The 25,575-nt window shown below is 54.6% G+C and carries 20 protein-coding genes; 9 read left to right on the top strand and 11 right to left on the bottom strand.

The features are described 5' to 3' along the window. The first annotated feature begins 358 nt into the window (after nucleotides 1-358). From OQ371_RS03115 to OQ371_RS03135, 5 genes are all read left to right on the top strand, one after another. Complete coding sequence (locus OQ371_RS03115; RefSeq protein ID WP_265992308.1) at nucleotides 359-1,522, top strand: oxygenase MpaB family protein; 1,164 nt, start codon at nucleotides 359-361, stop codon at nucleotides 1,520-1,522. Next, on the top strand, nucleotides 1,519-2,244 hold the full coding sequence (locus OQ371_RS03120) for a transmembrane-type terpene cyclase (protein ID WP_265992309.1): 726 nt from the start codon (nucleotides 1,519-1,521) through the stop codon (nucleotides 2,242-2,244). The genes OQ371_RS03115 and OQ371_RS03120 overlap by 4 nt, the downstream gene beginning before the upstream one ends. Then, nucleotides 2,177-4,084 carry a histidine kinase dimerization/phosphoacceptor domain -containing protein gene (locus tag OQ371_RS03125; RefSeq protein ID WP_265992310.1) on the top strand — a complete coding sequence of 636 codons (1,908 nt, stop codon included), beginning with the start codon at nucleotides 2,177-2,179 and terminating at the stop codon, nucleotides 4,082-4,084. The genes OQ371_RS03120 and OQ371_RS03125 overlap by 68 nt, the downstream gene beginning before the upstream one ends. Nucleotides 4,085-4,238: 154 nt before the next feature. Beyond that, the gene (locus tag OQ371_RS03130) at nucleotides 4,239-7,661 is read left to right on the top strand and encodes a DUF7133 domain-containing protein (RefSeq protein WP_265992311.1); all 3,423 of its coding nucleotides are present in this window, start codon (nucleotides 4,239-4,241) and stop codon (nucleotides 7,659-7,661) included. A 225-nt stretch (nucleotides 7,662-7,886) separates the two neighbouring features. After that, nucleotides 7,887-11,375, top strand: a complete 3,489-nt coding sequence (locus OQ371_RS03135; RefSeq protein WP_265992312.1) for a CotH kinase family protein — start codon at nucleotides 7,887-7,889, stop codon at nucleotides 11,373-11,375. A 54-nt stretch (nucleotides 11,376-11,429) separates the two neighbouring features. On the opposite strand, the gene OQ371_RS03140 is transcribed toward OQ371_RS03135, so the two are convergent. The 3 genes from OQ371_RS03140 to OQ371_RS03150 form a co-directional block, all read right to left on the bottom strand. Then, a complete protein-coding gene (locus OQ371_RS03140; protein ID WP_265992313.1) occupies nucleotides 11,430-12,200 on the bottom strand; it encodes a glycosyltransferase family 2 protein in 771 nt (256 codons plus the stop codon). 68 nt (nucleotides 12,201-12,268) lie between these two features. Beyond that, nucleotides 12,269-13,990, bottom strand: a complete 1,722-nt coding sequence (locus tag OQ371_RS03145; protein ID WP_265992314.1) for an LIC_10190 family membrane protein — start codon at nucleotides 13,988-13,990, stop codon at nucleotides 12,269-12,271. A gap of 403 nt (nucleotides 13,991-14,393) precedes the next feature. After that, nucleotides 14,394-16,226, bottom strand: coding sequence for an SGNH/GDSL hydrolase family protein (locus tag OQ371_RS03150; protein ID WP_265992315.1), 1,833 nt, complete (start codon nucleotides 16,224-16,226; stop codon nucleotides 14,394-14,396). A gap of 170 nt (nucleotides 16,227-16,396) precedes the next feature. Between OQ371_RS03150 and OQ371_RS03155 the strand changes: the two genes are divergently transcribed. Next, nucleotides 16,397-17,263, top strand: a complete 867-nt coding sequence (locus OQ371_RS03155) for an NmrA family NAD(P)-binding protein (RefSeq protein ID WP_265992316.1) — start codon at nucleotides 16,397-16,399, stop codon at nucleotides 17,261-17,263. A 110-nt stretch (nucleotides 17,264-17,373) separates the two neighbouring features. Here OQ371_RS03155 and OQ371_RS03160 read toward each other — a convergent pair whose 3' ends face one another. Then, a complete protein-coding gene (locus OQ371_RS03160; RefSeq protein ID WP_265992317.1) occupies nucleotides 17,374-17,865 on the bottom strand; it encodes a hypothetical protein in 492 nt (163 codons plus the stop codon). 47 nt (nucleotides 17,866-17,912) lie between these two features. Here OQ371_RS03160 and OQ371_RS03165 point away from each other — a divergent pair, with 47 nt between their 5' ends. Then, nucleotides 17,913-18,317, top strand: a complete 405-nt coding sequence (locus OQ371_RS03165) for a hypothetical protein (RefSeq protein ID WP_265992318.1) — start codon at nucleotides 17,913-17,915, stop codon at nucleotides 18,315-18,317. An 84-nt stretch (nucleotides 18,318-18,401) separates the two neighbouring features. On the opposite strand, the gene OQ371_RS03170 is transcribed toward OQ371_RS03165, so the two are convergent. The 3 genes from OQ371_RS03170 to OQ371_RS03180 are packed head-to-tail and all read right to left on the bottom strand — an operon-like array spanning nucleotide 18,402 to nucleotide 21,144. Next, on the bottom strand, nucleotides 18,402-19,535 hold the full coding sequence (locus tag OQ371_RS03170) for a serine hydrolase domain-containing protein (protein WP_265992319.1): 1,134 nt from the start codon (nucleotides 19,533-19,535) through the stop codon (nucleotides 18,402-18,404). 6 nt (nucleotides 19,536-19,541) lie between these two features. After that, entirely contained in the window at nucleotides 19,542-20,138 is a 597-nt protein-coding gene (locus OQ371_RS03175; RefSeq protein ID WP_265992320.1) for a hypothetical protein, read from the bottom strand. Nucleotides 20,139-20,190: 52 nt separating this feature from the next. Further along, on the bottom strand, nucleotides 20,191-21,144 hold the full coding sequence (locus OQ371_RS03180) for a helix-turn-helix transcriptional regulator (RefSeq protein WP_265992321.1): 954 nt from the start codon (nucleotides 21,142-21,144) through the stop codon (nucleotides 20,191-20,193). A 535-nt stretch (nucleotides 21,145-21,679) separates the two neighbouring features. On the opposite strand from OQ371_RS03180, the gene OQ371_RS03185 reads away from it, so the two are divergent. After that, on the top strand, nucleotides 21,680-21,886 hold the full coding sequence (locus OQ371_RS03185) for a DUF4287 domain-containing protein (RefSeq protein WP_265992322.1): 207 nt from the start codon (nucleotides 21,680-21,682) through the stop codon (nucleotides 21,884-21,886). Between the two features lie 99 nt (nucleotides 21,887-21,985). Further along, a complete protein-coding gene (locus OQ371_RS03190; protein ID WP_265992323.1) occupies nucleotides 21,986-22,651 on the top strand; it encodes a GNAT family N-acetyltransferase in 666 nt (221 codons plus the stop codon). A gap of 12 nt (nucleotides 22,652-22,663) precedes the next feature. Here the strand turns inward: OQ371_RS03190 and tenA are convergent, their stop codons facing one another. Genes tenA through thiM form a run of 4 tightly spaced genes read right to left on the bottom strand, consistent with a single transcriptional unit; the run spans nucleotide 22,664 to nucleotide 25,550 of the window. Next, nucleotides 22,664-23,314, bottom strand: coding sequence for a thiaminase II (tenA, locus tag OQ371_RS03195; RefSeq protein WP_265992324.1), 651 nt, complete (start codon nucleotides 23,312-23,314; stop codon nucleotides 22,664-22,666). A gap of 9 nt (nucleotides 23,315-23,323) precedes the next feature. Beyond that, on the bottom strand, nucleotides 23,324-24,130 hold the full coding sequence (gene thiD / locus OQ371_RS03200) for a bifunctional hydroxymethylpyrimidine kinase/phosphomethylpyrimidine kinase (protein ID WP_265992325.1): 807 nt from the start codon (nucleotides 24,128-24,130) through the stop codon (nucleotides 23,324-23,326). Continuing rightward, complete coding sequence (gene thiE / locus OQ371_RS03205; RefSeq protein ID WP_265992326.1) at nucleotides 24,130-24,747, bottom strand: thiamine phosphate synthase; 618 nt, start codon at nucleotides 24,745-24,747, stop codon at nucleotides 24,130-24,132. The genes thiD and thiE overlap by 1 nt, the downstream gene beginning before the upstream one ends. Next, on the bottom strand, nucleotides 24,744-25,550 hold the full coding sequence (thiM, locus tag OQ371_RS03210; RefSeq protein WP_265992327.1) for a hydroxyethylthiazole kinase: 807 nt from the start codon (nucleotides 25,548-25,550) through the stop codon (nucleotides 24,744-24,746). Before thiM ends, thiE begins: the two co-directional genes overlap by 4 nt. Between the last annotated feature and the right edge of the window lie 25 nt (nucleotides 25,551-25,575).

The raw sequence follows: 25,575 nt of genomic DNA on the forward strand, positions 1-25,575 counted from the left end.
TTTTTAGCGTTGCTACAAAATCGACAGAAGCTTTTTAAACCAACTGGTCGTATCACTGTAACACCAGATCGGTTCTTAAAATTTACCGGCTTAACAATCAATTTACCTTCTGTAAAATTGAATATTGTTTAGCAAAAATAGGACAAAGTAGGTACCTTTTGAAATAGGGGAAACCCCGATTTTTAGAAATCTAGGGAAAACCCTAGTTCAGCCTTTTACAGGTAATAACAAACATCTTCTCCGAACTATCCTATACAGTCCTTGAATTAATAGTTTTTGAATAATAAAAAATACTTACTTAATGGTTAAATATGGACAAAATTGACCATATTTGTCAGACAAATTCTCTCCCCCCATCATGTCTTTTACCCTCACTGAATTGGAAGCGTTTCGCTCCCGACAGGATCCGATTGCGGATACCCTGGTGGCCGACCTGATTCGAGATCACGGAGTCAGTGTCGTTAATCAGCTACTGCCGACACTCACGCGCAATTATGAATTGAAACAGGAGCTTTTTCCGGATGCAATCGGCCAGCGGATTGGTCAGTACCTGGACGAAACTGCACAACCTCCTTCCTGGGCCAACCCGGAGGCCATCCGGATTGCTCAGAATCTGTTTGCAGACCACGGTATCACCATCGCCCTGCTGCTCCAGCTTCGCTCCTTACCGATGACCTACGCCTGCGCCCACGGCGCCCGGGTTTTGTACGAAACGGGGCTGATGACGGCGCGCGACGGGAAAGCCAACCTCGTCCGGCGGCTGATGGAAACAGCCCAGTTTGTGATTTTTTGCATGGAACCCGGCGGTCTTGATCCCGGCGGACGCGGCATTGTGACCGCCCAGAAAGTCCGGCTGATTCATGCCTGCATCCGGCATTACCTCAACCACCGGGGGTGGGACCACGCCATCTACGGCGCGCCCATCAACCAGGAAGACATGGCAGGCACCTTACTGGCGTTCAGCGCCCTGATCATTGAAGGTCTGGAAATGAGCGGCTTCACGCTGAGCCAGGAGCAGAAAGACGCTTACATTCACTGCTGGAACGTCATCAGCCACTGGAACGGCCTGGATCCGGCTCTTCTGGCTCCCGACTACGCGAGCGCCCTGCAACTAGGCTACGCCATTTTAGATCATCAGCAGGCTGCTTCTACGGCCGGAACCCAACTCACGGCGGCTCTGATTACCGAAGCCCAAACCCAGGTTGGTGGTTTATTGAAAGACACCATCCCGGCGCTGATCCGGTATTACTGCACCGATCAGATCGGCGATCTGCTGGGCGTGCCCGCGGAGCCCCTGGCGAAAGAACATCAACTTGCCGACCACATCAAACTGCTGGAGGCCAAAATCCAACACGTCGAAGAGAAACACGCGTTCCTGCGCTGGATGCTCGGCCGGATGTCTGTTGACTTCCTGCAACTTTCGACAACGATGTTTAATCACTTCAAAAACGTTCAGTTTTACATTCCCACCTACCTGACCGAAGGCGCTTCGGAATTTGACGCATTAAACCACCACCGATGAAAACACCTTGTACTTTTTCACCCACCGACTGGATTAACACCTGCGATTACACCCCCCTCGAACTCAGTCTGATTCTGATGGGAACCCTGTTCTGGAACCTGGCGTACGTCTTTATCATCCGCAACGGAATCCGCTACCGGTACGTCGAGATGCCCTGCCTGGCGGGGTCAGCTAACTTTGCCTGGGAGTTTGCCTGGAGCTTTCTGCTTATTACGGACATGGGAGCGTTATTTTCCTGGGGCTTGCGCGGCTGGTTTTTCCTGGACATCGTCATTTTCGCCCTGCTGCTGCGGTTCGGCAACAAACAGCTTACCAGCCCCATCATCCGCCCCTACCAACCCCTGATTGAGTGGACGGTTTTTCTGTTCTGGATTCCGGTGTTTTATTATTTCTACCAGGAAGGATACGATACCAGCATGGGCGCCACTTCGGCCTACGTCATTACGGTTGTGATGGAAGCCATGTTTATCTACCACTTCGTAAAACATCCGCCGGGCAGTTATTTTGAACCCGCCGTCGGCTGGTGCCGCCTGTTCGGTAACGGAGCAATGAGTATATTTGTTGGGATCAAATACCCGTCGATGCATTTTCTGCAATTACTGGCCGTCGCCGTCTTTGTTCTCGACCTGATTTACGTCATTCTTCAACACCGTCATGCCACGTTCAACTCTAATCAGGTCGCTGTTGTTAAGCAGCCTGCTGATCCTACCCTGGCTCTTTGATGCCCAGGCCGCCAAGCCGATTGTGGTCACCGACGTCCGGCAATCCTATAAGGTGGATGCGCAGGCCGACTTTGTGGAATCGACCGCCGGAGCCGGTGAGTTAGCGACAATCTGGCATTCGTTCCGGCCGTTTGATTACCTCCAGATCAGGCTGGATGTGGACACCAACAACGTCTACTGGTTTCGCTTCACGGTCCGCAACCAAACCGATCATGACCTGTACGCGGTGGTTCCCTCCCTGGGTTTTGCCAGCATTCAACTGTACGAATGGGATCAGGGTCGGGCCACGTTGGTGGGCAAGGGGGGCTCAAAGTATTCGGTATCGGAGAAATACCTTGTTACCAACGACGACATCATGCGGCTGGCCTTGCAACGGGGCCAGCAGAAGACTTATCTGATGCGGATCAGCCGGTTTAACTGGAAGTCCTTTCCGGCGTTCATTTACCCCGAATACGCCCTGATTCAGAATGCCCACAAATTCAATACGGCATCGGGTGTGCTCTTTGGCGTCATTCTGGCGGTTGTTCTTTACCAGTTGCTCACGTATTTTCTCACCCGCGAACGCGACTATCTGCGGCTTTCGGCTTACCTGCTGTTTCTTGGCATCCAGCTCACTATTTTTTCCGGCCACTTTTACGAGGTATTTCCATTTATCCCGTTTTCCCTAAACGAACGAATTTTCTTTGGCCTTCCCATCATCACGGCCCTGCTTTCCAACACCTTCGCGTATTACTTTCTGAAAATCAATGAACAGGGCGACCGGATCATGAAAATTGGTTTCCGGGTCACCTTCGCCTTTTTTATTACCACCTTTGTTGCCGCCTGTCTGGGTATCTCCAGCATTTCGGCGCTCTATCAACAGGGTTCCCCCCTGTCGGCGGCTTTCTTGTTTTTTACGGGCTTCCGGCTTTACTTCAAGGGGTTCAAACCGGCCCTGCTGTTTCTGGTTGCCTACTCCATGCCGGTGATTGCCATCCTGTTTTTATCGCTCTACATCTACGGCTTTATTACCTATTCGTGGACCATCCAAAACTTGCTTCTGATGAGCGCCGATGGCCACGCTATCCTGTTTTCGGTGGCCGTTGCGCACAAGATCATCGATTACCGCAACCAGACCGAGCAACTGATTAAAAACCAGAATACCGTGCTGGAACAGAAGGTTGCGGCCCGCACCTACGAACTGGCGCAGGACAAAGCCCGCATCGAACAGCAGGCGCAGCAGCTGCGGCTGGTAATGAAAGAACTTCACCACCGGGTTAAAAACAACCTCAGCATCGTTTCGAGCCTGCTTCATTTGCAGGCCGGTCGCCTGACCGACGAACAGGCCATCAAGGCGTTTCAGGAAGGGCAGCAGCGTATTGAGGTCATGGCCCTGATTCACCAGCGACTCTACAAGACCGACCAGATCACCACCATTGACATCGTTCCCTACATTCGGGAATTGACCACCAGCCTGAGCCACGCCTACGGCTTTTCCGACGACCGGCTCACGTTCCGGTTTCGCAGCGATTACGAACAGATCAACATCGACCTGGCCATTCCGATGGCCCTTATCCTCAACGAGCTACTGACCAACTCATTCAAATACGCCTACCGACAGACGAAGCATCCGCTGCTGGAAATTGAACTGCGAAACGAGGGCGACATGGTGATGCAGGTACGCGATAACGGCCCGGGCCTGGACCTGGAGCAGTGGAAACGACGGGGCAGCTCGTTTGGAAAACGGTTGATCGGTGGCCTAAGCGACCAGCTCGGCGGCCGCTACACGATGGAAAACCAGCACGGCACCCTCTTCCGGCTTCACATTCCGGTTGAAGAAGTCACGGAAGTGCTGGCTTAGTGAACCCATCCGCAACCGCAACGGCAAAGCCTTTTGTACGGATAAAAAGCCACCAACAGTATAGTTACTCCGGCCGATGCTTTATCTTTATAGACCCCAAAAACGAATTACGGATTCGTGGGGCCTGAAACTATTGCCTTAACACTGCTAACCAATGATTTTGCGTAAACGCTTTCGAACACCGCTGCTCTTTTCGGGTGTTATTACCGTTGCGGTCGTTTCCTGCATGAAAATGGGTCCTTCCGGTACGTCCCGGACTGCCGCCAGTGCCCCGCTAGTTGTGAAGGAAGATCCCGCTCAGGCCCGCGCCCGGGCCAAGGAAATTCGGGACAATACCGTAGTCAAACTGGCCGACGGTCTGAAACTCGACCTCTGGGCGTCGGATTCGCTGGCCCCCGACCCGGTAGCCATGTCCATCGACGATCAGGGCCGGGTGTACCTGACCCGTACCAAACGCCAGAAAAACTCCGAATTTGACATCCGCGGTCACCGTAACTGGATGACGCCTTCCATCGGCCTGAAAACCGTTGAAGACCGGCGGGCCTTTCTGCGCAGCACCTTTGCCCCCGAAAAAAGCAAGGAAAACGAATGGTTGAAAGACCTGAACGGCGACGGCAGCCACGACTGGAAAGACCTGACCGTTGAGAAAGACGAAGTCTGGCGACTGGAAGATACAACCGGCGACGGGATTGCCGACAAAGCAACCCGCATCCTGAACGATTTCTTCGAAGAAGTTTCCGACGTGGCCGGTGGTCTCCTGATCCGGGCCGAAGATGCGTTTGTGGCCATTGCGCCGGATATGTGGCGACTAAAAGACACCGACGGCGACGGTATTCTGGATCAGAAAACGTCCATCAGTCACGGCTATGGTGTACACATCGGTTTTGGCGGCCACGGCATGTCGAACCCGATTGAAGGACCAGACGGCAAGATTTACTGGAACATCGGTGACATTGGCGCCAACATCACCACCAAAGAGGGCGTCAATCACAACCGCTCCAACGAAGGCATCATCGCCCGCTCGAACCCCGACGGGTCGGATTTCGAAATCTTTGCGGGCGGTTTGCGTAACACGCATGAGTTTGTATTTGACGAATACGGTAATCTGATCAGCTCGGACAACGACGGCGACCACCCCGGCGAAAGCGAGCGGCTGGTGCACGTCGTGGAAGGCTCCGACGCAGGCTGGCGGGCCAATTGGCAGTACGGCAAATACACCGATCCGAAAAACAACAGCTACAAGGTCTGGATGGACGAAAAACTGTACAAACCCCGCTGGGACGGTCAGGCCGCGTACATCATTCCCCCCATTCAGAACTTCCACAACGGCCCGACTGGCATGGTGTACAACCCCGGCACGGGGTTGGGCAAGGAATGGAAAAACAAATTTTTTCTGGTTGAATTCGTCGGAAACCCCGCCCGTTCGCCCATCTGGTCATTTGGCCTGAAACCCAAAGGCGCGTCGTTCGTGCTGGATGGGGAGAAAAACATCCTGACCGGCATTCTGCCCACCGGTATTCGCTTCGGTCCCGACGGGGCCCTGTACATTGCCGACTGGATCAACGGCTGGGATACGAAAAACTACGGCCGCGTCTGGAAGCTGGACGTTACCGACGACAAAAATGACCTGAAAGACCTGCGCGCCGAAACCAAGCGCCTGATGGTCCTGAACTACGGTTCGCAAACGGAAGACCAACTCTTTACGCTGCTGTCGAATACCGACATGCGCATCCGGCAAAAAGCGCAGTTTGAACTCGTGAAACGCGGAGCCAAAGGAGCCGCCGTGTTGCAGAAAGCCATCGCCCAGACCGGCAACCAACTGGCCCGGATTCACGGCATCTGGGGCCTGGGCCAACTGGAACGCCAGGATAAATCCTATACGGCTTCGCTGTTGCCCCTGCTGAACGATTCCGATTCGGAAATTATTGCCCAAACTGCCAAAGTGCTCGGCGATGCGGACGCTCCGGAAGCCGGTCCGCTGCTGGTTCCGTTGTTGGCAAATCAGCATCCACGCGTTCAGTTTTTTGCCGCTCAGGCCCTTGGCCGCGTAAAATACCAGGCCGCCGTGGAACCGTTGCTGAACCTGATCAAGGCCAACAACGACGAAGACCTGTACCTGCGCCATGCCGCCGTGCTGGCCCTGTCGCGCATTGGTCAGGTGGAGCCAATGGTGGCGCTGGCCAACAACCCCAACAAATCGCTGCGGCTGGCGGCCGTGCTGGTACTGCGCCGACTGAGCAGTGACCGGATCAGTGCGTTTTTGCAGGATAAGGACGAGTACATCGTTGCGGAAGCAGCCCGCGCCATCAACGATGATCTGTCGATTGAAAAAGCCCTGCCCGCGCTGGCGGCTACGCTGAAAGAAACCCGCTTCACCTCCGAACCGCTGCTGCGACGAGCCATCAACTCCTGTCTGCGCGTGGGTGGCGACGAGCAACTGAATACGCTGGTGGCGTTTGCCCAGCGCAAGGATGTCGCCAAGGAACTGCGCGCCGAAGCCCTGGCAACCCTCGGCACCTGGGCCAATCCGTCGGTCCTCGACCGGGTTGATGGCCGGTACCGGGGAGCGGTTGAACGCAATCCGGCGGTGGTAAAAGCGAAACTTCAGCCGCAAATTGCTACTTTCCTGCAGGATTCCGACCCCGCGGTGTTGATTGCAACGGCACAGATGATGAGCAACCTGGGCCTGGCGGATCAGGCCGAAAGCCTGGCCAAAATCATGGCGGAGAACTCTTCCGGCGATGTGCGGGCGGCCATGCTGACGGCTTTGCAACAGTTGAACTACAAAGACATCGAAGCCGTCATCAAAAAAGGCATGAACGATTCGGATGCCGACGTTCGCACCACGGCCCTGGGTCTGGTCAGCGGGTTGAACCCGTCGGCCGAAACGCTGGCGGATGTTTCGAAAGCGGTTTTTGACAAAGGCAGCGTAAAGGAACAGCAGCAACTGCTGCGGGTTTTAGGCGGGATGCCCGTCGCGAAAACCGAGCCGATTCTGGCCGGACTCCTCGATAAACTGGCCAGCAAACAGTTGTCGTCCAGTCTGGCGCTGGAATTGAGCGAAGCCGTCGATGCGACCAAATCCGCTGCGTTGATTGCCAAACTAGCTCCCCTGCGCTCAACCGGAACCGGCATCGCCGACTACCAGGATGCGCTTTTTGGGGGTAACGCGCAACTGGGGCGTCAGATTTTCAACACCAACTCCACGGCGCAGTGCGTTCGCTGCCACGCCATCCACGGGCAAGGCGGGGCGGTCGGTCCGTCGCTGACACGCATCGGAAACACCCTGACGCGGGAGCAACTGCTTCAGGCCCTTATTGAGCCCAGCGCCCGGCTGGCCCCCGGTTTCGGGATGGTTTCACTGACGCTGAAAGACGGCCAAACCGTGAGCGGAATCTTAAGTGAAGAAACGCAGCACGAGTTGATCCTGAAAACGTCCGAAGCCGAGCCCCTGAAAATACCGTTGTCCCGCATCGAAAAACGGGAAAACTTACCTTCCAGCATGCCGCCCATGGGCTATATTCTATCCAAACGCGAAATCCGGGATGTGGTGGAGTTTTTGGCAAATTTGAAATAGCCGAACAATGTAAACGCTTACTCAGCGAATAGCCAGCCAATAAATCATTGGCTGGCTATTTCATTTTAATACCCTTGTTAATGTTACTGCTCTTGCTCGATATTTAACAAAATATATAAATAATCTAATAAGAATCTGTATGTTTATGACACTAGTTTATTTTCCGGCTGTCCCTACTCTTCGGCGCCAGCTCAGGAATAGTTCTTTACCGAAAAACTTTACGTTATGTCCCAAAACTTTACGCTTACCCGGTCGTGGTACGTCTTTTTTCTGGCCTTCTTTCTTCAGTTTACCGCCACACTCGCCCAGCCGGTTTCGGTTTCGACTGGACGTTACCAGATTGACAAAAACCTGAAATTAATTGTTTGCAACCAGGTACCCGCTTTTCCGGCGGGGCAGCAGTACCCGGTTCTGCGGCTTGACGCAGACTATACTTTTACGCAGCCAGTCAGCGCCTTCGAAGCGGGCAAGGCGTACAAGGTTAAAAACGGCAGCAACATCTTTACGCTGTATTTCACGGGTTTTCCGCTCGTTGAAATCAAGACACAGGGTAATCAGACCATCAGTAACACCAGTAAACGGACGAAAGGCAGCTTTAGCCTCGCCAACGGAACAGACCCTCTTTTTACCTCCCACATGGGCATTCGGATCCGGGGCAATATTTCGCGCCGGTTTCTCAAAAAATCCTACAACATGGAGCTTTGGCAGGATCCGGAGGGGGAGGAAGAACGCGAAGTTTCTCTGCTGAACTTGCGGGAAGACAGCAAATGGTATCTGCTGGCTATGTACAACGAACCGCTCCGGCTCAACAACGCGACCTCACACGCCATCTGGCTGGACATGCACAAGGTCTACTATGCCGCGCAGGAACCGAAAGCCAACTCGGCCATCCGGACCAAATACTGCGATGTGTTTATCAACGGTGCGTATACCGGGGTTTATCTGTTTACGGAGCCGATGGACCGCAAACAGCTTCAACTGAAGAAAACGGCAGACGACGGTACGATTCGCGGTGAACTCTACAAATCCGGTGGCTGGACCGGCGCGACCACCTTCACTGGCCTGCCGGCGCCCCCGACCAATCCGGATGCGGAAGAATGGGCCAGTTGGGAAATGGATTACCCGGACCCTTATTGGAACAATCTGTACGAGCTGGTAAAATTTCTGGTGAATTCACCCGCCAATGAATTCAAAAACACGGTTTCTCAGAAGTTACGGATTGATAACCTGATCGATTACTTCATTTTCTTTAACCTGACCTACGCGACGGACAACACCGGCAACAACCAGTTTCTGGCGCGTTACAAGGCCGACGAACCGTACTTTTTTATTCCGTGGGACTTTGACGGCACGTTCGGGTATTCAACAAACTTCGACCGGTCGGAAGAAACCCGCACGGTACTCAGCAACGGTCTTTTCGATCGTCTGCTGGCGCTTGACCCAACTGGTTTCAAAAGCAAATTACGCAGCCGCTGGTTTGCCCTGCGCAACAATCAGTTGTCCGTCAGAAATCTAAAAAGCAAGTTTGCGGGTAACTACAATCTGCTGACAACCGAAGGAGCCTACGCGCGCGAAACCCTGAAATGGAGCGGTACCGTCAACACCGGCGACATGGCCACTGTCAATGCCTGGCTGGAAAACCGGTTGCGTTTTCTGGACGAGTATTTTGCACTTTTCCCGGAAGGCAATTCCCAGACGGAACTAGCTTCTTTTCGCGGACAAACGGCGGGCGGAGGAAAAAGCCTGAACTGGTCAACCCGCCGGGAAGTTAACCTGAAACAGTTTGAACTGGAAGTTAGCACCGACGGCACCAATTTCAGTGCGGTAACAACGGTTACGCCCACGGGCGGCACCCAGCGTGGGCAGACGTATGCCTTTGTGCACAACAACACCGCTCCGCTGGCCTTCTATCGCCTGAAACTGGTGACGAACGACGACCAGATTACGTACAGTTCTTTCGTCCAGATCGGGGCCAACAACTGCGCATCAGCTCCGGCCGCGCCCCAGATCAGCGCCAACCTAACGGAGATTACCAAAGGGCAGACCGTCGTTTTATTGGCCAGCGGCTGCGATCAGACCGTGGTTTGGAGCACTGGACAAACGGGTTCTTCGGTCCTGGTGAATCCCGAAATCACGACGACTTACACCGCCAAATGCCGTCAGAATGCCGGTTGTGAAAGTACGCCGTCCGCTTCGGTACAGGTCAACGTTTACCCGGCTGGTTCACTGCCGGGCAACTTTGAAGGCTACCTCGGCGGCCTTGACTGCAATTTGCTGCGCGGCTGGGCCTGGGATCGCCGGAAACCCGATTCACCCGTTTACGTCGAAATTCTGGATGGACAGAACGTTATTGCCACGGTCATCGCCGATGATTTCCGGCAGGATTTGAAGAACGCGGGGAAAGGCAACGGCGCCCACGGGTTTAACTTTTCGATTCCCGAGACACTCAAAGACAATACCGAACATTCCCTCAGCATCCGCATACTTGGAAGCAGTTTTACGCTGAGAGATTCGCCTAAAAAACTCAAATGCCAGGGGACCATTCCAACGCCACCGACCAATCGGCCGCCGGTGGCCCCTGCGGTTTCTACGTTGTCCGCGACGGTTAATACGGCGTTCTCGGTGGTTCTGCCTGCCTTCACTGATCCGGAAAATCAACCGCTCACGCACAGCCTGACGGGCTTGCCCGCCGGTTTGACGTTTGCCGCCAGTACCCGAACCATCAGCGGTAAACCCACGGCAAAAGCCAGCCTGAGCCTGACCTACAGCGCCACAGACGGGACTAATGCAACCACTATACCGGTTTCACTGGTGATCAACGATGCCTCCGCTCCAATCAATCTGCCCCCGGTTGCTCCTACTGTTTCGGTCTTATCGGCGACGGTCAACACGGCATTTTCGGTTACTTTACCCGCCTTCACCGATCCGGAAAACCAGCCGTTGACGTACAGCCTGACGGGACTGCCCGCTGGTCTGAATTTTACGGCGGCTAACCGCCAGATTACCGGAACGCCCCAGACAGCGGCCAGCTACACCCTGACCTACGCAGCCAGCGACGGCCCCAACAGCCGTTCGATGAGTGTCGCGTTGACGGTAAGCTCCGCCAACACGCCGGTTACGGGCAATTTTGAAGGCTTTCTGGATAAAGTGGAATGCGGCTCGATTCGCGGGTGGGTCTGGGACCGCAACAAACCCAACGAGCCGCTGACCGTCGAGTTTTTTGCCAACGGCGTTTCCATCGGCACGGCCAAAGCAGACCTGTTCCGGCAGGATATTCTGGCGGCCGGAAAGGGCAATGGCTACCATGTCTACGACTTCCCGACGCCGGCCCGGATAAAAACCGGCCAGACGTTCCAGATCAGCGCCAAAGTGCAGAACAGTACTTACACGCTGAAACAGGCTCCCAAACCGCTGAATTGCGCACCTAACGCCCGCTTAAGCGATTTTGCAGCAACGACGGGCAACGAAGACGAGATCCTGATAACGCCCAACCCAAGCAGCGGAACGTTCGAAGTGCAGTTTTACACCGCTACGCAAACCGTCAGTGAGGTATCGGTCGTGGACGAAATGGGGCAGTCGTGGTACCAGAAAAAACTAGAAGGGATGGGCCATCAGCGGCACAAAATCAGCCTGACCGGAGCCAACGGTGTTTATCTGGTGGGCATTCGGCAGGGCAACCAGGTCCGCACGAAGAAGATTCTGATTGTGAAATAAAGAGATTGCTTCTTCTAAATAAAGAAAGGCCAATCCCTGATTGGCCTTTCTTTTTTACTTGTTTTCCAGCACCACGGCTGGTTGAGCCGCGGGAATCGCAATCCGATCCGACGACGAAGAAAACAGGTTGTATTTCAAGATGCAGTAAATGGCGCGAAAACCGTCTTTCCAGCCAATTTTCTTTCCTTCCTTGTAGGTCCGGCCGTAGTAGGAAATCCCGACTTCGTAGATGCGGATATCCGGAATGCGGGCGATCTTGGCCGTCACTTCCGGCTCGAAGCCAAACCGCTTTTCTACCAGCTTGATTCCTTTGATGATGTCGCTGCGGAACGCTTTGTAACAGGTTTCCATATCCGTCAGGTTCAGATCGGAGAGCATGTTGGAGAGCAGCGTCAGAAACGAGTTTCCGATGGTGTGCCAGAAGTACAGAACCCGGTGGGGCCGTCCGCCCATAAACCGGGAGCCGTAGACCACGTCGGCCCGCCCCGTCAGCATGGGCGCCAGGATGTGCTGGTACTCGGCGGGGTCGTACTCCAGGTCAGCATCCTGAATAATGATGTAATCACCGGTAGCCCGCTGAATACCTGTGTGAAGGGCCGCCCCTTTTCCCTGATTTACTTCGTGTTTGGTGTAGTTCACGAGTACATCCGGCCGATCCAGAATAAAGCGTTTGATGACATCCTCCGTACGATCCGACGAGCAGTCATTAATGACCACCAGCTCACGCGTCATTTGCTCTGGCAAGTCAACATCGGCCACGCGATCGAGCAATACACGGATTGTCTTTTCTTCGTTGTAGGCCGGAATAACAATAGATAATCTCATGCTATTATCAGACAAAAAGTAAATAGTAAACCCCTCATTTAATAAATTAAACGTTATCTTTAACTACCTTATTTATTAAGCGATACTGGCTCCTGTACCTGTAGAGAACTGCGAAAACCGTCCTCAATTTTTGCACCCCGCTGCTCCAGATCCGGGTAAAAAAACGGAGCGCAAAGCCGGCCTTCTTCGTCGTAGCAGTTCTGCTCCAGCGGGCTGCCAACCGGGTTTACTACTTCCAAACCACTTTGGGTGTGACGCAGTGTAAAAAGCGATTCATAAGATCCTTTTTCCCGATAACTCAGTGGCTTCGGAATGAATGCGTACTGTTGAATCGGAAAGTGATTTAGCACCAGATAATATGCAATAAAAAAACCGATCAGAAGCACTGATGCAAGGCCAGCCAGCCGATTCCACCACAGCCCCAGCACCCGCTCGCCGGTTGGCTCGGAAAGAACCGGCAGCCACGGAATAAGCACTGTTAACCAGATGAATGCGTAGCCGAATCGGAAATCGGGCGCTGATAAGAACCAGAACAAAAAGCCTGCCAATGTTACCAGATACGGCATTAAGAGCACATTAAAGGCCGCCCGGCGACGGGCCGAAAAAAGATGGCTTCCCATCACCACCGGCGACAGCACGGCCATCACCCAAATAGGACGGTTGAAAAAATTTCCCTGGCGGTCCCACCACATCGGAACCCACTTGGCGAAGGACATTTTCAGGTAGTTGACGTTCATGTAGGCTTCGTGAATCCGGAATTTGGCCCAGAACTCCACGTAGTCCCGCTCATGGTGCGTCCGCTCGATGGGGATTTTCCAGTCAAACGAAAACAGATCGAGGCCGGGGAACGGATAGATCAGGTAGCCCGACAGGATAATATTGCGCAACACCCAGGGCACCGCGAAGGCCAGGCCGATGCCGATAACCAACGCCACCCGCGAAACCGTGAGGTAGGGCCTGAGGGCCCAGCCGATGGGCAGCAGCGCCAGAACGATCGGAATGGTTGCCAGTTTGATCGTCACGCAAAGCGCAATCAGCAGAACCATGGTGACCAGTTGAAATCCGAAACCCGGCTTTTGGTCCAGCCACATCAGCACGATCGTCATGGGCAACAACGTAGCGGGCAGGTCCGGCGTCGGCGAAAACACGTGACGCGTCAGGTAGTAGAGCACCAGCAGAAGCAGCAACAGCGACAGAACCTGATAGTGGGTTTGTTTCCACGCCAACAGCCGCCAGCAGACAAGCAGAAAAATGGCTCCATTGAGCGGATACAGCGTTTGCCCAACCAGATCAGTTAACCCCCAGGCCGCCGACACTACGAAAAAGCTGGAGTTGAACGCCAGACGACCGTGCAGGTTCCCCAAGCCGGGAATAACCGGAAACCGCTCGTTCCAGCGAATGGAAGGAAGGTGGTAAATTCCGCTGTCAAAGTGATCCGGACTAAGCGTAGAATACAGCACGATGGCCAGAAACAGGAGCCAGAAAACCGGAATCTGCTTTTGTTTCACCCAGAACTGACCAACGTAAGCGGCCATTTCGGACCGAAAAAAAACGGCAATCAACGCAGCGCCACCGAGCCAGATGGCGGATAAATAATAATTGGTGGGCACGAAAAGGGATGCGATTTGCAGCGCTCCCACCAGCAGACTCAGCCCCGCCAGGATTAACTCACTCCCCCGAACCGGGCCGGTTTCGTCAATCAATCGGGAAACCGTTAAGACATTGTAAAGAAATAATCCATAGGCAAGACATCCGAGCAAAATGGCTACCCACAAAAGAACTAGTATCATTGAAAACGAGGCTGGTTACTATTCCGGCAAGTCAGGTCAATTACCGGTTTTAGTTTATACTTTTAAAATAATTTCTGCCGACCTAAAGGCTGAATCAAATAACTAATTATAAGACGAGTTATTTTCAGCTTTACACCTTCAAATCAATGGATTGATAGGACAGTAAGACACAAGCAATAAATTTGCCAAAGCTGGTTCCGGTAATCTTAAGTTTGTATTTAAACCACAGACGGTTACTTTTTGGCGGACGGTGCTGGGCGGTGCTGATTCGTTTTTCATCCGAACCAAAACCGCCGACGTCGTTTCACTCAAGCGAAAAAAAGAGGCCCGGAGACTCCGGGCCTGATAGGCAGAAAATACGAATTGACAATTTTTAATGATTCCCTGTACTTTGTGCTCAGGGCTATTTGACCCGCTTTGCGGCATCGCCCTTTCGGGTTTTGGAAACGGGCTCTGGTGTTTTCTTCAGCAGTGGCTGAAGCTGGGCCGCCAGCCGCCGGTAGCCCTCGGCATTGGGGTGCAAACCGTCGGTGAAAAGCGACTCGTCAATCTTGCCGTCTGGTTTCAGGAAAACCGTGCCGGGCTGGGCAAATTTGACGTTGGTTTCACCCGCCACCTGCGCCAGTTCTTCGTTGAGCGTCGCCAGCCGCTGTTCTTCGTTTCGGCGTGGCAGAATACCAATCAGCAGGATTTCGGCCCCCGGTTGCCGTACCTGAACGGACTGAATCAGGGACTTCAGACCGGCCGCAATCTCCGCGTTGGAATTCCACTGGAGGTTGTTGGTGCCGATCATCAGCACGACCTGCGCGGCCTGGTACCCGTCCAGTTCGCCGTGGTACACCCGCCAGAGAACATTTTCAATGCGGTCCCAGCCGTAGCCGAGATTTTGTACGCCCAGCGGTTCCATCACGGCTTTCCAGGAATCAGCCCCCTGGGCGAGCGGGGCTTTGGGCTCGCCACCCCAGTAGTGCGTAATCGAATTGCCGATGTAAACGATGCGGGGCGGAGTGGTTTTCAAACGGGCCAGAATCTCGCGGTGCCGGGTTTCCCAATCGTAAATCCGGGAATCGCGGGACTGCGGCACCGGTTTCGTGGTGGAAACATCGCCGGACGGTTCGTTCAGGATGGTGCGTAGACTGCGTTCGTAGGCGTCGGCGTATTGCTGCATCCCCAAATCCGACGGGTGCGTCCCATCGACCATCGCATCGTCGCTCAGGTTGATTTGCGATTTGGGCAGCAGGTACAACTGGCCGATGCCCTCGCTCTTCAGTTGCGCAAACGCCTGACGCATGACTTCGTTGACTTCACTATAGGCTTTTTTTCGAATCGGGTTGATGTCGCCGTCCGTGTAACCCGCGTGTTCGACCAGCAGAATGGGGGTCGCCGGGCGTTGTTGCCGCAGCACCCGGACCGATTCCAGGATCCGGGTTCTCACTTCTTCGGCAGATCGCTCGGGCGTCTTAATCAGGTTGGGCAGACAGTCCAGCACGTAGATTTTGGCGTCAATCTGCGGCAACAACTCGATAATTTCCTTTTCCAGCCGCCCGTTGCCGGAAAACGCCAGGTTGATCAGCGGGCGATCCAGTTTACGACCTACGATTGCCGTCCAGGCCATGCCGGGCCGCGACGCACAGGCCCCCTGCGCAATGGACGTGCCGTAAACCACAATGGGTTTGTCGGCCCGCACAGGCAACGGAGTGACCGTTACGCCCTTCGGCACGCCAATTTCGAGCCATTTTACGGAATTGTAGAGCGGCAGGTATAGCCGGTATTCGCGCCCCTTCTGGTGGTACGGGTCGTTTGCTTGCAGGTTGGTAAACTGGTACTGAATCGTATCGCCAAAGGTATATTTGCCGTTGCACCACAGCCAGTTGCCGTCGCTGTTTCCGGCGTAGAGATCCACCCCGCTAACGCCCGTTGCGGGCATGTGCGGCATGGCCTGCTTGCCGTCTACCGCGTACCGAACCGTGATCCGGTCGGTGCTGGCCCGAAAGCGAATCAGCAGCCCGGCAGCATTACGCGACAGGTTCCAGACGACTTTCCGAACGCTTTTCTCGGCTTCGGCCGGCAAACGGTCGTATGGACTTTGAATGGTTTTACCGCTCCATGCCTGGCCTTCGATCACCGAAGGCTCGGCACCGGCGGGGTTCCACCACGTTAATTCGTCGGCCGTCTGGGCAACGGCGAAACGGCCGGTCAGGCAGGTAAGCGCAAAAAGCAGAAAGATTTTTTTCATCGAAGTCAGGTTCAGGAATAAAAGTGATCGGTGCTGCGGAAAACGCCTAAAAATACGGAGTATCGGCGTAAATCCGGCCAGTCAGGTGGGCATGTAAACAAAATACCGTCGTCCCGGCTTTATTTCTAAAATCTATTCTTCAACCGCTTTTTGCGCTAATTTTTTAAGCTATGTACATTATTCTTGGCGCTACGGGCCACGTAGGTTCGGCGGTAGCTAATGCGTTGCTCGAAAAAGGAGAACCCGTCACAATGGTTACCCGGGATGCCCGAAAAGCGGATGCCTGGCAGCAGAAAGGAGCGCAGGTGGCCATTGCTGATGTGCACGATACGGTGCGTTTGAAACAGATTTTCCGTCAGGGCAAGCGGCTGTTTTTGCTCAATCCGCCCGCTCCCCCGTCGACGGATACGGCCGCGGAAGAACGCCGAAGCCTACGGGCGATTCTGGACGCGCTGGACGGATCGGGTCTGGAGAAGATCGTGGCCCAGTCGACTTACGGAGCGCAGCCCGGCGAGCGGGTCGGCGATCTGGCCGTGTTGTACGAACTGGAACAGGCTTTAGCCCGGCAGGATATTCCCGCCAGCATCGTCCGGGGAGCGTATTACATGAGCAACTGGGAACACGCCCTGTACTCGGCTCAGGATGAAGGAAAAGTGTATGCCTATTATCCGGCCGACTTCCAACTGCCGATGGTGGCCCCTCAGGACATTGGCGAGGTGGCGGCCCGGCTGCTCACCGAACCCACCGGCCAGATGGGACTGTACCACGTCGAAGGGCCTGAACTGTATTCACCAGCGGATGTGGCTGCGGCTTTCGCGACGGCTTTGCAGCAACCCGTTGAAGCCGTTGAAATCCCGCGGGATCAGTGGGAAGGGTCGTTGAAAGCGGTGGGCTTCTCCGATGCAGCCGCGGAATCGATGGCGAACATGACCGCCGTTACGCTGAAAGGACCGGAGCTGCCGGAAAAACCGATACGGGGGGCCACCTCGTTGCAAAGCTACATTGCGGACCTCGTCGCCGGAAGCCAGCGCGGGTAAGCGCAGTCGGGCTTTGGGGAGGTTCCGGCATGGATAAAAGAAAAGCGTCATAATCGGATTGATTATAACGCTTTTGCAATAGCGCAACCGGCCGTTGCTGATGAAGCGGCTTAGTGAAACAAGTGGATACCGATGACCAGCAGGTGGAGCAGTACATTAACGGCAAAAAGCTTCATGCAAAACCGTACTGACAACAGACCCAGGTTAGAAACCAGTACCGCAAAGAACGATACGACGGCAAATCCGGCGAACAGGTCGCTGTACCCAAAATCAAAGTATTGGAAAATCAGCAGGGCAACCGGCGTCAGGATACAGCCCTGGAGCATCAGCATGGCGCCCATCATGGTAAACCGGTAATCGCCGGATTCAAGTAACGCAATCAGATTATTATATCGGGTGGTCCAACTTTCGCTCAGGTTTTGTTCGGCAACGGGTTGGGCGGGAAAAGCAAGTTTCGTGTTCATCGTCGTAGTGATTAAGAATTTGATGACACAAAGATTGCCGACAAACTCCGCCCGACCGATGACCACCGTCAACCCGGTAGCTGATCTTAACCGGGCCGCCACCTGAGCATCGTCAGTTTCCGATCTGATCCAGGTCATGGAAAAAAACCGGTCAAACCGGCAGCTTTACGGAAAATATCGACAGGATGGAAACACCAATCATTTACCTGGAACGGCGCCAACTGGAGCATTGTCAGACCGAAAACCAGCGCTGGGCCGTCACGCTTACAAATCTTGAGCAGGAGATCAACCAGTTGCTCACGCTGCTGGAAGATGTTCTGGCGCAGTACAATCACCAGAACCTCCGCCACCGGGCTATTGATTATTACCGGGGTCTGAATCGGCTGAAAGTCTGGTTCAACCGCCTGCGCATGGATCTTTGCGAAAAATCCGATTGTGCTTCCAGTAACCTGCTTCCGTGCGAAAAACCACGGTTTGGGCGTCAACCGGTTCTTCCATCCCAATTTGCCGACTTGTCCGACGAATTTATCCGCACCAAAACCGGTTGCTACCAGTTTTTGTCGGGACTGGTGCAACTGAACTTATTGTAACCGTTTTATCGGGCGCAGTCCGTTTATTTCCCACAAAAGGAGGTTCCCTTTCGGCCGTTCCCTTTTGTGGGATTACGGTATTGCTTACTGCGCGATCTTCTCCAGAAAGGATTTATCCGACCCTCCGCCCAGGTTTTTGTACAGCACAACCGTTGTTTTCGTTTCCGGGAAATACAGCGCGTTGGCTTCGATACCGATCAGGGCACCGTTATGACCAAAGCCCGTCTTGCCCCCTACGTGCCAGATTTCCAGCCCCAGCCCGTATTCACAGTCGGGGCCGGTGCAGTTCGCCAGCTGCTGTTTCTGCATATCAGCCAGCAACGACGCCGAAATGATTTTCCCGCCGAACAAAGCCGTATAAAACCGGTGGATATCCCCCACGGTACTGACCAGCCCCCCCGCGGCCATGCCATTGCCTTCGGCCACATCCCAGGTTGTCACATCCCGCACGTTGCCGGGCGTTGTAACGGTATAGCCCCGCGCCACGTTGTTGTCGGTGCCCCGGTCCAAATGCGTGCGGGTTAACCCCAGCGGAATCAGCAGTTTTTCCGCCATCTGTGCCGACAGACTTTGGCCCGAAACGTTTTCGATTATCAGTTCGAGCAGCCAGTAACCGGGGTTAGAGTACGAATAGTTGCTGCCGGGCTGAAACAGCAAAGCCTGGTTCGTCACGTACTTTTGCAGCCGTTCCTGGGTGGTCAGGCTTTTCAGGGCACCGGGGTCGTTGACAATGTCGGTCTGGTAGCGCAGGCTCTGGTTGGGCGGGTCAATAACGCCGGAGGTGTGGGCCAGCAACTGCCGAACGGTAATCTGGTCGGACGACGGAATGGCGCCCGCCAGTTGTGGCAACAGCGTGGCCAATTTGTCGTCCAGCCGCAGCCTGTCTTCTTCCACCAGTTTCAGCACCAGCGCACTCACAAACACTTTGGTGATGCTGCCAATCCGGAACGGGGTTTCGGTGCCAAACGGCGTACGGTGTTCGAGGTTGGAAAAACCCACAGCCCCGGCCCACAACGGGTCGTTGCCTTTGGCGACCAGCATCACCGCCCCCGGCGACTGGCTTTTTTGCTGATAATCCTTAACATACGCCAAATATTCAGCGTTTTTCGGGTGCTGGCTGTAATCAACCGTCGAAACCGCCGACGGTTGCGGAACCTCCAGCTCACGGCAGGCAAAAACCGAGAGCAGCAACACGATGGGGAGAATGATCTTTTTCATGGCGACTTAGCGGGATGTGGAACGACGGATCTTTTTGGCAACCCCGATCTGGAAAAGCTGGTGGGGCAGGTACAGGGAGTTGTTTTGCAGGAAAGGCGCTTGAATCATCACGTTGTAGGCCACAAAGGGCGTAACGCCCCCTACTTCGACGCCCAGACTAACGCCCGACGTTGCCACCAGCCGGTGCTGAAGACCAGCCGTTTTTGCGTACGTTTCGCCATCGTAGCGGTACAGCTGAGCCGCCGACCTGTTCAGCATATACCCCGGCCCCATTTTTAGATCAAGATGGATGTTGCGGGCGAAAAACCGGTAGCCTACTTCGGTAGTGAGCAGGAAGGACGTAGCCAGTTCGTTGTGGTGAAAACCGCCCAGGTTCAGGGTTTGAATCCACTGGTGTTTTTTACCTTGCCGGTAATAAAGCTCCGTTCCGACGCTTACGCCCGGATTCAGACGGGCCGTCAGGCGGCTGACCGACGGCAACGTGGCCGTTTCGTTGAACAGACTAACCCGAAGCGGCAAACCGTTTCCCGAACGCTGCCCCAGCACGGTATGGGTAATCAGAAGGTGGAAGGCCACCGCAACTCCCAGGAAGATTGTTTTCATGGTATTTGTTCATTTGTTGTTTACGTTGGCGGAATCCGGCCCGTCATACCGACTAGGCATAAGCGAGCGGACGGACGGGTGCCTTTCCCTGTAAGTACTGAGAAGGCGTCAGCCCGGCGTATTTTTTAAAGGCAATCGAAAAATGCTGGGCGTGTTCATACCCCAGCCGGTCGGCCACCTCATCGACCGACAGCGCGTAGTTTCGTAGCAGTTGCGCGGCATGTTCCATCCGCAGCTTACGCAGGTAGTTGAAAACCGTAGTGTTGAACAGTTGCTTGAAGCCTTTCTTGACCTTAAACTCGTTCAGCAGGCAATACCGGCTTAGTTGCGCCAGCGAATGGTCCGACAGAAAGTTGGCATCCAGGTACCGTTTTAACTGGTGCAGCTTTTCGACTTCATCGGCCGGAATGGCCTCCAACGCCAGAACCGGCGTTTTGAACTGCTCGATCTCCAGCGCCACCAGCTCCAGCACCCGCGACTGAATGAGCAGATTGCGCATAGGCCCCAGGGCTTTGCAACTCCGGATATCATCGATCAGATGCCGCATCTGGGGGGTGATCGTCGACGTGCCCGAAATGCCGGAAAAAGGCCGCTCGTGGTGTAACTCGTTCAGAATCCGTTCGCTCCAGCTATCGTCCTGTCCGATGGCCGACATAAAAAATGCCTTGTCCAGACTCACCAGCAGCATCGAAAGGGATTGCCCGCGCTTCAATCGGTTGCGGTGGCTTGCTTCCGGAGCGTGCACCAGATTGTGCGTACCGGGGCGCATGTTCAGTTCCTGACGTATGCCCCGAAACTGCGTATCGATGGTTCCACCGAGCATGAAATTGATGGAAATTCCTTCGGAGGGATTAACATCTTGCAGTTCAATGTCATTGGCCGTCTCCCACTGCGTCTCCATGATCTGCATGTGTGGAAATACAATGTTTTTAACCGCAACATTGCCGGCTTTTCGATTTTGAAAGCGCAGGAAACCGTCGGCCGCTAACCCCTCTGAACCGGGCATTCGGTTAAATTCAAATAAGTCCGTCGTTTGTAAAACCGTAGCTGCCATGCGCTGTGTCTGTTTAGGGAGAAAATGGTAGATCCCGGTCGGTTCGGGCGTAAAACAAAACTACTGGAAGGAAACCCCGTACGAAGCTGGATTGCTTCTCAACCGGCAGAAGAGCGTTCTCAATTGTGAAAGCGGGCGATTGAGTTGCGGTGGCTAAAATCCGCTTCGGGTAGGTGATTATCCGTTATTCGTAGGTAGCGAAGGACAGCCCCGGCTTAATTTTGCGGCCCGAGACAAGTTGTCCCGATTGCAGGCAGTGAATCAACCCCTTCAGAGCTGGCTTTCAATTCAGTAGCTACGAGCACGCTCCGGTCGGGCTGAGCGTGTAATTTCGAATTTTATTTCCTGATCAGCTTACCAACAAATTCCACCCTGGTTTGTCGTTTTTTCTGTCTACACCACCTGAAAGATTCCTTCCTGGGAACTGGTATATGTCTGCGACTTTCCTATTTTTACTTCGTCTGTTGTAGTTAAACTATTCGCTCTTATGTCATTTCAGGCTTATCTCGACAACATCGAAAAGAAAACGGGGCAACAACCGGATGATTTCAAGCGACTGGCCGGCGAGAAAGGGTTGCTCAAACCTGGTACAAAAGCCGGCGAAATTGTAGCCTGGCTAGCGAATGATTTTCAGTTGGGGCACGGCCACGCCATGGCGATTTACAAGCTTTTTAAAGACGACGGTTTGCTTTAAGCGGACCGAATGATAATCCATGTCCAAAACGGCTGGTTGTCGACACTTTCGTATTAACTTGTAGGCCAATCACGCGTGGCCTGTTTATACGCCCTAACCATGAGAGGAAGTGAGCTGGATTTGTACCTGAGCCTGGGCTATTTCCGGATGCATCAGGATATTTTCACCTGCCGGTACCTGATTTACGACAACACAATTTTACCCGTTCACTGGCTGCGGTTCGACCTGGCAAACGTCGAGTTCGGCAGTAAGCAGCGCGCGCTGCTCCGGCGTAATGCCCCGTTTTCGGTCGTTGCCAAACCCTTTGCGCTGACAAACGAGGTACGGGCCCTTTACAATCGGTATCGCAACGCCGTAGACTTTGAAGCGCCCGAATCGGTGGAGTTCTGGCTCATGAGCGGTTCGCCCTATAACGCCTTTGACACTTACTCCGTTGAAGTTCGGGACGGCGATCACCTGATTGCGGTCGGAATTTTTGACCACGGTGCTGAAAGCATTGCCGGTATCATGAATTTCTACGATCCGGAATACCGCCGGCACAGCTTGGGCAAGTTTCTGATGCTGCAAAAAATCATCTACGCCCGGCAGCAGCAAAAACTCTACTATTACCCGGGCTACCTCGTCAGCAATTATCCCAAGTTTGACTACAAGCTGTTTCCGTGCGAAGAAGCCACCGAAGTATTCGACGACAACACGGGCCAGTGGCTGCCTTTTTCGTGGGAAACCGTCAACGCCCTGGCCGCCGACATTCTGGACGACAGGTAACGGCAACCGGTTTTACACCAACCAGCCGCTCTGGGTATACGCGTCGTTCCAGAAATACCATTCCAGCCGACTCGACATCCGGAAGGCTTCCCGCATCATCTCCCGTTCCACCGGGCCAGCCTGCTCCGCAAACCGGTCGGTCAACTCCAGCATTTGCGTCACCGACTGATCAAAGGCATCGCCCGCGTACGTATCGATCCAGGCCCGGTACGGATTGGCCAGAATGGCCCGCTGATAAATAAACTGGCCCACTTCCCGGTAAATCCAGAAGCACGGCAAAACAGCCGCGGCCCCTACCGCGATGGACTGCAACGAGGTGGTGGCCAGCAAATAATTGGTGTAGGCAAAACAGGCGGGCATCTTTACGGTTTGCGGTTCAATGGCATACAGCGTAAAGTAGGTTTCGTGCAGCGCCCGTTCAACAAGAATGGCGTTCTGGGCAAACTGGGCAAACTGCAGCATGTCGCCGGGCTGGGTGGCCCGGGCCGCCAGCTGACTCAGCGCCCGGCCGAAATCGGCCAGATACAGCGCATCCTGCTGAATGTAGTACTGAAACGTGGGCGAGGGCAGGCTCCCCGCCGTTAATTTCTTTACAAAACCGTGTTGTAGAATTGAGTCATAAATGGGCGAAATATCCTGCCAGAGTTGTTCCGTAAACAGCATTGAGTAGAGTTATTGCCAAACGTTGAAAAAGTGGTGGACCGGTCCGTGTCCGTGACCTAATGTATAAACCGCTCCCGTCTGAAGGGCGTGTGTTAAATACGATTTGGCCGCCGATACAGATTCTTCCACCGAGCGTTTTTTTGCCAACCCGGCGGCAATGGCCGATGAAAGGGTGCAGCCCGTTCCGTGCGAATTCTCCGTTGCAATCCGGGGCGTTGCAAACCAGTGGTGTTCGCCCGTGGCCAAATACAGCAAATCAGCGCTCTCCTCCGTCGTGAGGTGACCGCCCTTGACCAGAACCGTACGGGACCCGAAACGGGCCAGATCGACGGCTGCTGGCAGCATATCGGCCTGCGTCTCTACCGCCCGGCCCAGCAACACACTGGTTTCGGGAAGGTTGGGCGTAATCACCGTGGAAATTGGCAACAGGTAGGTTTTGAGCGCATCGACGGCTTCATCCTGCAGCAGTTTGTCCCCACTTTTGGCCACCATCACCGGGTCGAGCACAATGTTCGTGGCACCGAATTCAACCAGCGTTTTGGCAACCACCTCAATCACCTCCGGCGAATGCAACATCCCGATTTTGACGGCATCGGCCCCGATGTCGCTCAGAACGGCTTTGATTTGTTCCGCAATGAAGGCGGGCGGCACCGGAAAAATACCGGTTACGGCTTTGGTATTCTGGGCCGTGAGCGCCGTCAGCACCGACATGCCGTAACAGCCCAAAGCCGCAAACGTTTTGAGGTCGGCCTGAATACCGGCCCCGCCCCCGCTGTCGGAACCCGCGATGGTGAGCGTACGTGCGTAGGTTTTCATCACTGAATTAGTTGAATAAGTTCGCGCGTGCCTTCGTAGGGCGACGGATGGCCGCAGATGGCCGATACGACAGCCGCCCCCGTAGCGCCCGCCCGAATCACGTCCTGAATATTCCCGGTGTTGATGCCGCCAATGGCAAACGTGGGTAGCTGGGTCTGGCGGCAAAGTTCCCGGAGACCCTCCAATCCCAACAGGCTGGACGTATCCTGTTTCGTAGCGGTTGGAAAAATGGCCGCAACGCCCAGGTAATCAACAGCCGTCCCCCGGGCTTCCTGTAACTCGGCCAGGTTATTCACCGAAAGCCCCAGGATTTTGTCAGGTCCGATCAGCTTCCGGACCAGTTGGTGAGGCATGTCATCCTGCCCCACGTGTACCCCGTCGGCATCAACGGCCAGCGCCACATCGACGCGGTCGTTGATGATCAGCCGGGCACCGTAGGTTTGCGTAATTCGTTTCAGTTCCGCGGCCAGTTCCACGAAGGCGCGGGTCGATGCGGTTTTCTCCCGTACCTGCACCCACCGAACTCCGGCCCGGCACGCTTCCTCGACAACATACGGAACCGTGTGACCCGCCCGACAACCAATGTCGGCGTCGGTCACCAGATACAATTCGCTCATCGTTCCGACAGGTTTAACCGGCTCTGAATAGCCGATTCGGTGAGTTGATACAGGCAATCCAGGAAGTTAAGCTGCAAACTGCCGGGGGCCGCCTGTTTTTCAGCCGCCAGCTCGCCCGCGATTCCCATCACGGCCATCGCGTGGGTCGCAGCCCGAAAATAGTCGGCATTGATTGCGGCAAACGCCCCCGTCAGGGCCGTAGCTGTGCAACCCATGCCGGTTACTTTCGCCATCAGCGGATGACCATTGCCGATGGTAGCGGTTTGATCGCCCTGAACGATGTAGTCCGTCGCCCCGCTGACGACCACCACGCCCCCCCAGGCTTTGCTCAGTCGCCGGGCAGCCTCTACGGCGGCATCGGAACCGACGGTGCTATCAACGCCCTTGGTCTGCGCATTCAAACCGGCTAGGGCCATGATTTCGGACGCATTGCCCCGGATAATGTCGGGCGTTGCCTGCGTCAGAAGCTCCTGACTTACCCGGTTGCGGTAGGCCGTTGCGCCCACCCCCACCGGATCGAATACAACCGGCTTGCCCAGGTCTTTGGCCCGGCGCATGGCGAGTTTCATTCCCGCTACGAAGGTGGCATCGAGCGTGCCGATGTTGACGACCAGTGCGCTGGAAATAGCAACAAAATCTTCCACTTCCTCGGGCGCATGAACCATGGCGGGCGACGCACCCAGGGCCAGCAGGGCGTTGGCCGTGTTGTTCATGACTACGAAGTTGGTGATGTTATGAATCAGGGGAGCCTGCGCCCGAATCCTTGCGAGGTCAGTCCAGATGGATGGCGGTGTTGGAAACATGTTGCTGTCAATGAGTTAGCTACAG

The sequence above is a fragment of the Larkinella insperata genome (genome assembly GCF_026248825.1).
GTDB classification, from domain to species: domain Bacteria; phylum Bacteroidota; class Bacteroidia; order Cytophagales; family Spirosomataceae; genus Larkinella; species Larkinella insperata.